Origin of the sequence: uncultured Veillonella sp., from assembly GCF_938010505.1 — a bacterium.
Taxonomy (GTDB): domain Bacteria; phylum Bacillota; class Negativicutes; order Veillonellales; family Veillonellaceae; genus Veillonella.
The window spans coordinates 1-10,918 of record NZ_CALLVP010000048.1 but is presented as its reverse complement, the minus strand read 5'-3'; the positions used below and the strand labels follow the sequence as shown (position 1 = coordinate 10,918).

General features: G+C 39.3%; 12 protein-coding genes. 7 read left to right on the top strand and 5 right to left on the bottom strand.

Features of this window, described 5'->3' with window-relative positions; translation table 11 throughout:
* The 5 genes from Q0507_RS02610 to dnaA all read right to left on the bottom strand — a co-directional run.
* The coding region (locus Q0507_RS02610) for a DUF721 domain-containing protein (protein ID WP_298711949.1) at positions 1-348 on the bottom strand (348 nt) is incomplete at its 3' end.
* Complete coding sequence (gene recF / locus Q0507_RS02605; RefSeq protein ID WP_298711946.1) at positions 335-1,435, bottom strand: DNA replication/repair protein RecF; 1,101 nt, start codon at positions 1,433-1,435, stop codon at positions 335-337. The genes recF and Q0507_RS02610, both read right to left, overlap by 14 nt.
* A gap of 3 nt (positions 1,436-1,438) precedes the next feature.
* Positions 1,439-1,672, bottom strand: coding sequence for an RNA-binding S4 domain-containing protein (locus Q0507_RS02600; RefSeq protein ID WP_105087308.1), 234 nt, complete (start codon positions 1,670-1,672; stop codon positions 1,439-1,441).
* A gap of 23 nt (positions 1,673-1,695) precedes the next feature.
* Positions 1,696-2,808, bottom strand: coding sequence for a DNA polymerase III subunit beta (gene dnaN / locus Q0507_RS02595; protein ID WP_024061177.1), 1,113 nt, complete (start codon positions 2,806-2,808; stop codon positions 1,696-1,698).
* Between the two features lie 408 nt (positions 2,809-3,216).
* Positions 3,217-4,791, bottom strand: coding sequence for a chromosomal replication initiator protein DnaA (gene dnaA / locus Q0507_RS02590; RefSeq protein ID WP_298711935.1), 1,575 nt, complete (start codon positions 4,789-4,791; stop codon positions 3,217-3,219).
* A gap of 1,436 nt (positions 4,792-6,227) precedes the next feature.
* On the opposite strand from dnaA, the gene rpmH reads away from it, so the two are divergent.
* The 7 genes from rpmH to Q0507_RS02555 all read left to right on the top strand — a co-directional run.
* Positions 6,228-6,362 carry a 50S ribosomal protein L34 gene (gene rpmH, locus Q0507_RS02585; protein ID WP_004692946.1) on the top strand — a complete coding sequence of 45 codons (135 nt, stop codon included), beginning with the start codon at positions 6,228-6,230 and terminating at the stop codon, positions 6,360-6,362.
* A gap of 79 nt (positions 6,363-6,441) precedes the next feature.
* Positions 6,442-6,801, top strand: a complete 360-nt coding sequence (rnpA, locus tag Q0507_RS02580; protein ID WP_004692947.1) for a ribonuclease P protein component — start codon at positions 6,442-6,444, stop codon at positions 6,799-6,801.
* Between the two features lie 48 nt (positions 6,802-6,849).
* Complete coding sequence (yidD, locus tag Q0507_RS02575; RefSeq protein WP_295816998.1) at positions 6,850-7,071, top strand: membrane protein insertion efficiency factor YidD; 222 nt, start codon at positions 6,850-6,852, stop codon at positions 7,069-7,071.
* Positions 7,072-7,240: 169 nt separating this feature from the next.
* Positions 7,241-7,909 carry a YidC/Oxa1 family membrane protein insertase gene (locus tag Q0507_RS02570; protein WP_298711930.1) on the top strand — a complete coding sequence of 223 codons (669 nt, stop codon included), beginning with the start codon at positions 7,241-7,243 and terminating at the stop codon, positions 7,907-7,909.
* A gap of 8 nt (positions 7,910-7,917) precedes the next feature.
* Positions 7,918-8,718: an RNA-binding cell elongation regulator Jag/EloR gene (jag, locus tag Q0507_RS02565; RefSeq protein ID WP_298711926.1), complete on the top strand. Its 801-nt coding sequence runs from the start codon at positions 7,918-7,920 to the stop codon at positions 8,716-8,718.
* Positions 8,719-9,004: 286 nt separating this feature from the next.
* Positions 9,005-10,390, top strand: coding sequence for a tRNA uridine-5-carboxymethylaminomethyl(34) synthesis GTPase MnmE (gene mnmE, locus Q0507_RS02560; protein WP_298711923.1), 1,386 nt, complete (start codon positions 9,005-9,007; stop codon positions 10,388-10,390).
* Positions 10,391-10,737: 347 nt separating this feature from the next.
* Positions 10,738-10,918, top strand: a 181-nt coding sequence (locus Q0507_RS02555) for an FAD-dependent oxidoreductase (RefSeq protein ID WP_298711920.1), incomplete at its 3' end; no start/stop codon positions are given.

The following is a 10,918-nucleotide window of genomic DNA, read 5'->3' as shown; positions in this document are numbered from 1 at the left end:
TTTTGTAATAATCTGTTCATCAGGAATCGTGAGAGATGTATTAATTTCTACTTTCACATAGCTCTGACGTTTCATGATGAATCGAATATCGGTGATTACCTCTTGGCGGTAATACTTGTTGATAGCCTCGATGATACGTCGTTTTTGCATCTGTAATTCCTGCATCCACATGGAATTATCTGCACTGATAACCATGTCTGGAGGCTTGATAGACACAATTTTCGTATGATCGGCGATGACATCGCCTACTACATCACGCCACTTGTGAACGAGGGTATTTAATTTATATTGTTCCAGTAAATTCAGTTCTGCTAAGGCCTTTGGTAAACAAAGATCAAGGCTGTCCATACTGAACATTTCCCCCTTCACAAGAAATAAATTGAACGGATTTCAAATCTTTAAAATCATGAATATCTGTAGTGGTAATAAATGTTTGAATTCGTTTATGAATAAACTGCAATAAATTCACTCGTCTTGACTCATCAAGTTCGCTCAATACATCATCCAAGAGAAGAACTGGATATTCTCCTACCTCTGACTTGATAAACTCAAGTTCACTCAACTTTAAGGACAATACAGCGGTTCGTTGCTGACCTTGCGATCCAAATTTCTTTAAATCCATAGCATCAGAAAAGAATCGTAAATCATCGCGATGAGGACCTACACTAGTGCTCAACCGATGACGATCCTGCGGCAACGCTGCTTTGATTCGCTCGTAAAAGCCTTCTTTTGTATATTCTAAGAAACCATTATCCATATACGGCTGTTCATAACCAATGGTCAAATTCTCGAGGCCACCTGTCAATTTACGATTCATCAAATCGATGAGCAGATTGATTTTCTTTAGGCTTTCTAATCGTTTCTTTACGATAAAGCTCGCCATATCTGCTAGCTGTAAATCCCATTCTTCAAGAGGAATAGTATTCTTTCCCCTATATTCTTTTAGAACTGCATTTCGTTGCTGTAACAACCGATTATACTGCATCAATTGATGATAGTAAGTAGCGCTGGTCTGAGATATTTCCATATCGAGGAAACGCCTACGACCAGACGGAGTTCCCTTAATGAGCTGTAAGTCTTCAGGACAAAAGATAACTGTATTTAATGTACCAATCAGTTCTTTTTGAGATATTTTTGTATCGTTTAAACGAATATCCTTGGCCCCTTGGCGGAATAATTTAATATTTACCTTTTGAGGCGTATCTTTTTTCTCGAATTTTACAACTATACCTGCTTCTTCAGCATTAAACATGAGCATATCCGATGTATCGTTAGTACGATGGCTTTTACCAATCGTACCAACATAAATCGATTCGAGGATATTTGTCTTACCAGCCCCATTGGTGCCGTGCAGAACGATAATCTCAGGGTTAAACTGTATCTGTACATCCTTATAATTACGAAACTGAAATAATTGCAGTGAGTCAATTCTCACCGATTATGCCTCCTCTTGTGTAATTATGAGATCTACATCGAGACCTTCACAAGAAATCACATCACCAACGCGGCATTTCTTGCGTTTTTCCGTTACGACCTGACCATTCAAGGTAAGGATGCCTTCATCGATGAAAGATTTAATTTGACCACCTGTTTCAATGATGCCTTCTAACTTCAACAACTGATCAATTTGAATGTACTCCGTATGAATGGGTACCTGCTGTTGCTCTTTCATAAAGTTCTCCTATGTGATAAAGGTCATGCATTTGTGCGAACTGGTGTTACTACGTATGTATAGTTCGGATTATTGTCTTGGCGAATGACAACAGGACCATTTTGTTTTAAGAACAAGTGGATATTGTCACCTGTGCTGTGACGCAAGATATCAGAGATGTAACGACCATTGAAGGAGATTGTAAAAGGTGTACCTTTAAATTCAACAGCTACGTCTTCTTTAGCCATACCGATTTCAGTATTTTGAGTAGACAATGTAACATTGCTTTCAGACCAATCATAACGAATTACGTTATAACTGATGTCTTTAGCCAATAAGGATACGCGATCAACAGCACCAGCGAATTCACGGCGGTCGATAACAGCGCTAGAATCGAATTGGGAAGGAATTACCTTTTCATATTCAGGATACGTGCCTTCGATCAAACGAGAAATAATATAAATAGATTCAAAATTAAAAACGATTTGTGTACGATTCCAAATGATATTGATCATTGCTGGATTATCTGTTGGTAATAACCGAGATACTTCAGCTAACGTTTTTGTAGGAATGATAGCGCGCATTGGAGTAGTTGCTGGTTCATCGATAGTGATTTTCTTAACAGCCATACGATGTGTATCAGTAGCAACCATAGTGACTTCGTTTTCATTGATTTCAAGAAGAGCACCGGTAAATACAGGGCGATCTTCATCAGTAGCTGCTGCGTAGTTTGTTAAATCAATAAGTTCTTTCATAGCAAAGCTATCGATGTTTACATGATCTTGGTCGTGAATTTGTTCAACCAAGGAGAAATCATCTGGGTGTAATGTAACAAGGTTAAATTCGGAAGATCCAGATGTGATTGTCAAAGAATTTCCGTCTTCTGGTTTGTAAAGTTCGATAGTATCGCCAGGTAATTTGCGAATTAATTCTTGGAAATAGCGGGAACCTACTACTAACGTACCAGGTTCTTTGATGTCGCCGTCAATTGTTAAACGGATACCAAGTTCAAAGTCGTTACCTTGCAATTCTACTTGACCATTTTTCGTGGTCATGTAAATAGCACCTGGTAAGTTAGAACTTGTTTTATTTTGAGATACCTTTTGCAATACGTTGATTGCTTTTTGGAGATTTGCTTTTGGGAATGTAATATGCATATGTTACTCCTTTTTGAAAGTTTTATATTAATTTGTATAATTAGATTTTATTATTAACTACTATATTTTTTCTAATATATATGTTGTTTGTGATTAAGATTTATATATATTGTAGAAGCACTACTAATGACTTGTTTTGTTTGTAATATTTTATGTTTGCTATCGTAGATGCTCTATAGATATTCTATGATAGATCTGTTTCTACTGTTTTTTTGATTGTTTGTTAGTTTTAGTAGTAGTAATAGTAGGGGCCTGTTTATATGTGTAAAAGTGAATCGGCGCCAATAATTATGTGAATTATGACCTGTGCATAACTATGTTAATAGTTTGTACCTACTTATCCACATATTCACACCAAAGTGCGAGTTTTGTGATATCAACAAAGTTATTCACTATATATCCACAGAGTTATCCACAGGTTGTTAATTTCTGTTTAATTTCCGATACTATACGTTTAGTTTCTTCGTTTTTTTCAATTTCCTTCGTTATTTTATCGTACGCATGGAGAATTGTCGTATGGTCACGAGAGAAAGCTGCTGCGATTTGTGGATAGCTTTCATTGATCATATCGCGGCATAGATACATGGCGATTTGCCGTGGGAATGCGAATTGGGCTTTCCTTTTTTTGCCGAGCAAATCTTGCTTTTTAATATTGAAATAAGAACTTACAAAATTCTGGATGCTTTCAATATTAACCATGTTTACCTCTTCTGTATGAACGAGGCCAGCCAAGGCGTGTTTTGTGTATTCTAGGTCGATAGATTCTAGACGTTGATCGATAGATGCTGTACCGATGAGCTTGGTGAAAGCACCTTGCAAAACGCGGACGTTTTCGCTGAATTGCAATGCTACGTAGTTGATAGAGTCATTATCGATGCGAATAATGCGGTTCTTTTTATATTCTCGTTCAAGCAGTGATCTGAAGATGGCGATGCGCGTTTCTAAATCTGGATTTTCCATTGTTGCAATGTAGCCAGCTTGGAAACGAGAGCGAAGACGATCTTCGAACTGCTCCATATCGTTTGGCATCGTATCAGAGGTAAGTACGATTTGCTTGTTGTTATTTAGTAATTCATTGAACGTATTAAATAGCTCAGTTTTCGTACTTTCACGGCTTTCAAGGAATTGAATATCGTCAATCATGAGAACATCGATATTGCGGAACGTGTTGCGGAATAATTTACCTTGGTTGCGCTGCAATGTTTCGACGAAAATATTCATAAAGTTTTCGCTCGTAATAGACATGACCTTCATATGTGGATGATGTTCCTTGATAGCATTGCCGATGGCATGCATCAAATGCGTTTTACCGAGGCCTGAAGGTCCGTAAATAAAGAGCGGATTATAGTCTCCACCAGGGAACTCAGCTACATTTTGAGCAGCCCCAAACGGAATGCGGTTCGCGTTGCCCGTTACGTAGTTATCAAAACGGTACGCTGGATTGAGATTGGATAACGATAAATCCACAGGTACATTGTCAGACTGCAATGTTGGCAATGTTTCTGCTGTTTTCTTCGGTGCCGCTACCATTGGTTCGTCTGGAATATCCACAGGCGCTGGCGCACGATCGATGTAGATAGGCTCTTGATAGACTGGTGTGTAAAACTCCTCTTGATGAGCCTTTTCCTCTACTACAGGTGGTAAAGGCATTGGCGGTGCTACAACTGGCGTATCGATGAGACTTTCATCAACAAAGGTAGTATCTATACTCTCTTGATTAAAATCGAATAAAACCATATCTCGAGGAGAGCCGATGACTGTAGTAATCGCATCTTGTAAAGCTTTACTAATCTGCGGCTGCTGGTCGATTAAGTTTTTTACAAATGTTTGCATGACCCCAATATGGATCGAATGACTATCGAGAGACATGGGAATCAACGATGACGTGACGCGCAAATATAATGCGTCAGGTAAATGTTGCATATTCTTTTTCGCCTCAAGCAATATATGTTCCCATATATTATTTAAATCAAATGACTGCATGACGTGCCTCTTGTGAATAACTATTGCGATAAATGTGTATAACTTTAGGAATAATGTGTATAACCATTATAAAAGCTGTGGAAAAACTTATTATTCCTGTGAATAACTTGTGTATAACCTGTGAATAAGTAAAAATAAAAGTCTATTCTAATCAGATAATTACTGACTTTTTGGTTTTTATAAGTTAAAAGAGAAAAAATGTGGATAACCTCGAGAGTTATCCATCAAAAACCTGTAAAAATATATAATTTTTCCTAATTTCAGTTATGATTGTACCAAAAAATAAGTAATTTGTCATTCAATCTGTGGATAACTTTTATAAACTGTTTATAATGTATATTTTAAAATTCCTTGGGTATATCTATTACTTTTGGGATAGAAAGTAAAACTACTTTTATCGCTCCATCCTGACGCAAGTCGCTCAAAAAGTAGTTTCACTTTCCCTCCTCCAACCATATAATTTTATAATTTTTATACACACAACCGGAAAAGTAATAGATATACCTTTTAGCAATCTACGTTAGACCTGTTTATAAAACGTTATCTATACAACTTAAATGAAAATTGGGGAGAGGAGTCAGAAGTAATAAACAGCATCTAATCCTCCCTCCTTTCAACTAGAGATTAAAAGGTAAATTTGTCAAAATATAAAAAGATTGAGATGGTGAGTTCTTGTATGTTGATAAATTGATGTTACGTTTACATCGTGTAGTGGTGTTTAAGGTGTGATTAGGGTTTCTTAGGGAGGGAATATAGGGTCCTTTTGAGCGACTTTACGATGAGTATGGAGCGATGAAGGAGCCCTATATTCCTCCCCCTGGAAACGTAATATCGGTCCCTATCTCCTTCCCCAGAGAATAAAAGGTAAAATTTGAACACATCCTTAGATCCGTATTCTGAAAGACTTTTATTAGGTTGGTATATAAACTGATACTACTTTTATATTGGTGCTACGTGTTTTAGTAGTATTTAGATAGTGTTAGGGACGGAATAGATGTGGATTTTTGACCGACTTACGTGTCGTATGGAGGGAAAAAACCACATCTATTCTTCCCTTCTTTCAACTAGAGATCAAAAGGTAAATTTGTCTTATATAAAAAGATTAAAGTTGTGAGTTCTTGTATGCTGATAAATTGATGTTACGTTTACATCGTGTAGTGGTGTTTAAGATGTGATTAGAGTTTCTTAGGGATGGAATATAGGGTCCTTTTGAGCGACTTTACGTGTCGTATGGAGCGATAAAGGAGCCCTATATTCCTCCCCTTGGAAACGTAACATCAATTACAGGATAAAATGTGTAGTAGAATTATTTTCAGAAATACAAGAACTCACAGCAGAACCCCTTTATTATATTGACAAATTTACGTTTTACCTCTATAATTACCCTGTTATGGTATAAGTAAAACAATACAAAATGACGAGGAGGTGTTTTACTAATGAAACGTACTTACCAACCAAATACTCTTTGGAGAAAACGTACCCATGGTTTCCGTGAACGCATGAAAACTATCGGTGGCCGTCTCGTTTTAAAAAGAAGACGTGCAAAAGGCAGAAAACGCTTATCTGCATAATATAATAGCTGTTAGGCAGGAGAAAAAACTTGGCGCTGCTGCCAAGTTTTTCTATTCTTAGGACTTAAGGACAATGCATATGGATTATTGCCTTGATAAAGCAAGACGACTGACGCACAATAATGAATATCGCCTTGTGTATAAGCACGGTAAATACGAAGTAGGCCGCATGTGTGTACTGTATCGTATGCCCGTGGCAAAGCAACCTACTCGCATTGGTTTTGTAACAGGTAAAAAGGTTGGTTGTGCAGTGGAGCGCAATCGAGCTAGACGCCTGATGAAAGAGGTATATCGCCTCAATCAGCACGCCATTCGCGAAGGGTATCATATCGTAATTGTTGGACGTGGCCCTCTGAAAAACGCTACCTACGAAAAAGCGGAAAAGGAGATTTTGTATCTCTTGCGAAAAAGCAAATTATTGATACAAAATGATAAATAGGACCACAAGTTAGAGGCTTTGGTCCTTTTTGTGTATATGGAGGTTTCCATGAAACGCTGTATAATCATGCTTTTACGACTTTTAATTAGGTTCTATCAGCTCGCCATATCTCCCTTAAAACCTGGATGTTGCCGTTATTATCCGACATGTTCCACATATACTCTGCAGGCCATCGAAAAATATGGTCCTTTGAAAGGTAGCTGGATGGGTTTAAAACGCATTCTTCGCTGTCATCCTTTTCATAAGGGTGGCTACGATCCAGTTCCCTAACCCACTTGGGCTTAGGCTGGTTTTATGTTTTGTGAAAGTAACTTTCACCATGACCATCGAGCACAGATTTGGAAATACCTAAGCATCTGTATGGATGAAATTTAGACCATACCATAACGATATATAGATGCGCAAAGGACGATTTCGACTGTAAGAAAAAGGAGAAACAATGGAATTTTTAAGTAGTGTATTCCAACCTATTATTGATTTAATGAGTGCTTTGGTAACATATGCGTTCCAATTTACTCAAATGATAGGTTATCCAAGCTACGGTGTGGCTATTATCCTTTTAACAATCTTTATTAAAGCGATTTTAGCACCACTTACTGTTAAACAAATTAAATCCATGAAGGCTATGCAAGAGTTACAGCCTCGCATGCAAGAATTGCAAAACAAATACAAAAATGATCCTGCAAGATTGCAAGCGGAAATGGGTGCATTGTACAAAGAAATGGGCGTTAACCCTCTAGCTGGCTGCTTGCCTCTATTGGTGCAAATGCCATTCTTGATCGCTATCTTTTATGCTTTACAAAGCTATCCATACGATCAAAACTATGTACATTTCTTATGGCTTCCTAGCCTTGGCGAACCAGATCCTATGTACATCTTGCCAGTATTGAGTGCGGTGTCTACTTGGATTATGTCCCGTCAAACTAGTAGCGGTGCAACTGGTGCTGCTGCGCAACAACAAAAGATTATGACAATCTTTATGCCTCTATTCATTGGTTACATTTCCCTTAACTTCCCTTCTGGTTTAGTTATTTACTGGATCGTATCCAATGTGTTCCAATTTGTACAACAACATTTCATTTATAAAGGCTTAGAAGCTAAAAAATAGGAGACACTATGGAATTTATCGATGTATCTGCTAAAACCATTGAAGATGCCATTGCTAAAGGTGTAGCTCAATTGGCCGCTGAAGGCCAAGAATTGGTAGAAACTAAGGTCTTAGAACAACCTTCTAGTGGATTCTTAGGCATTGGTCGTAAACCAGCAGTTGTTCGCTTATTCTTCACAGCTATGACTAAATTTGCCGCTGTAGAAGAAGTAGCTAAAGCAGAAGAACAATCTGTGGCTGTTGCTTCCGAGCCGGTTGCAACTAGCGAAACAGAAGTGCAAGAATCAGCAGCGGTTGAAACTTTTGAAGACGAAGTTGAAGAAAAACCTTCTAAGAAGGAACTTTCAAAAGAAGATCAACAAGAAATTGCTGAAAAAGGTAAACAATTCCTTGATGATATGTTTACTCAAATGGGCCTTAAAGTAGTTATCGAAAAAATGATGACGAAAGATAAAATTACATTCCAAGTACACGGCGAAGAGCTAGGTATTTTGATCGGCAAACATGGTCAAACATTGGATGCTATTCAATATTTAACAAATCTCGTGGCTCACAAGGATGTATCTGGCCATTGCCATATCGTTGTAGATGTGGAAAATTATCGTTCTCGCCGAGAAGAAACATTGGTGAATCTTGCGAAACGCTTGGCTTCTAAGGTTAAACGCAACCGTCAAAAGGTTTCCTTAGAACCGATGAATGCTTTTGAACGAAAAATCATTCACACTGCCCTTCAAGGGGACAAACACATTGTTACGAACAGCGAAGGGGACGAACCGTTCCGCCACGTTGTGATTTCGTACAAAAAATAAAATATAATGGTGCAGCTTTCAAGTAACTGGTATTCTCAGTTGCTTGAGGGCTGCTCCCTTTATTCTTTAGGTTATGGTGAAAGCTAACCTAAGTTAATCTTCGCGCGGGTAAGATTGGTTTAGTTTAACTTTCACAGGCGAAGAGATTATCATATGATATATCGATAGAATATATGAATACAATATATCGATAGAGTATATCGTAAAGTAGTAAATCAAAACGATGCATCTAGATTTCATAAGGTTTATGAAAGGCATGATAGATCATCGAAATACGGAGAAACATATGTATATAGATGATACAATAGCGGCCATTGCGACACCACCCGGCATCGGTGGGGTTGGTATTATTCGTGTCAGTGGCAAGGATAGTTTTCCTATTGTAAATAGCCTGTTCAAGAGCACTGGCACCGTTCCTTTGATGGACCGCCAAAATAGAACGATTCAATATGGGACCATTGTGGATCCAGCGAGGAACAAGACCATCGACGAGGTTCTTGTGTTATTGATGAAAGGCCCTCATTCCTACACGGCGGAAGATGTGGTAGAAATTCAGTGTCACGGCGGTATTGTGCCGGTTCGACAAATCTTGAAACTCCTCGTAAATCACGATGTGCGCATGGCTGATGCCGGTGAATTTACGAAGCGTGCCTTTATGAACGGACGTATCGACCTCACGCAAGCGGAGGCGATCATTGATATTATCGAAGCAAAAACGGAGGACTCCCTCTCCCTCGCTGTGGCTCAGCTTGACGGGACTGTTTCTTCATTTGTGAAAGATGTGCGTGAACAGCTCATCGCTATGATTGCTCATTTAGAGGTAACCATCGACTATCCTGAGGAGGATATCGAAGACGTAACGAACCAAGAGGTTCGCGAACAGTTGCAACCTATTTTGAAAGTTATGGATGAACTCTTGTCTACAGCAAACACAGGCCGTTTAATTCGCGACGGTATTACAACGGTTATCGTAGGCCGTCCAAATGCAGGTAAATCGAGCCTTATGAATGCTCTCTTGCGCGAAAATCGCGCTATCGTAACGGATATTCCGGGGACGACACGGGACAGTATTGAAGAATATATGACCGTAGAAGGCATTTCCTTGCGCCTCATCGATACGGCAGGTATTCGCGACACACAAGATACGGTGGAGGCCCTCGGTGTTGAGCGCGCTCGAGATTATATCAACAAAGCGGACATTGTACTCTGCGTTATAGACGGGTCTACTCCTTTAACCCCTGAAGAAATCGAAATTTTAACCTCTGTGAGCGGTTTGAACACTATCGTACTCCTTAATAAGTCCGATGTGGCACAAGTCGTTACAGACGATAATATTAAAGAACTCGGAACCTTTACGGCTATCGAACGAATCAGTGCTAAAGAAGGCGAAGGATCTGCGGTTCTTTCCAAATGGGTGCAAGAACTCGTCTACGGCGGTCGCGTAAAACAAGACAATAGCGCCATGATTAGTAATGTGCGCCACATTAGCCTCATGGAACAAGCGAAGAGTCAAGTCGAACAAGCCCTCTCCTCTATCGACATGGGCATGCCTGTAGATTTTGTAGCTACTGACCTGCGTAGCGCTTGGGAACTTTTAGGCGACATCACGGGCGATACAATTAGAGAATCCATGATTGACGAACTATTCAGTCGATTCTGTTTAGGTAAATAAAGTAGGGTGTGAGCTAACAGAGGAGCGTTAGCGACGATGGGAGCCACACATCACTTTGGTCGGAGCGTGCAATTTTTCGAAGAAAAATGCTCAGCGAGCGACCTGGACACTGGGCTAAACCCAAGCATCACTTTGTTCCGAACGTAAAATTTTCTAGGCTACAACGTAGCCTAAAGAAAATTCACAGTGAGGAACTGGACTCTGGGTCAAAATATCCACAGTGAAGTTAAAGTCGTTTTTTGAAAGTCCTCATTTCCACTCTATGGAGAATAGGGGGAACTCGGCCTACGGCCTCGTGATTTAAATAAATTAAGCTTTCAATATAAGTAATATATAAGGAAATTCATATGTACACAGTAGATAATTATGATGTCATCGTCATCGGTGGTGGTCATGCTGGTTGTGAGGCTGCTCTCGCCACTGCCCGCATGGGTCATCGTACGTTGATGGCGACCATCAGTTTAGATAATATTGCGCTTATGCCGTGCAACCCTGCCGTGGGTGGTCCTGGTAAAAGCCATCTTGTTT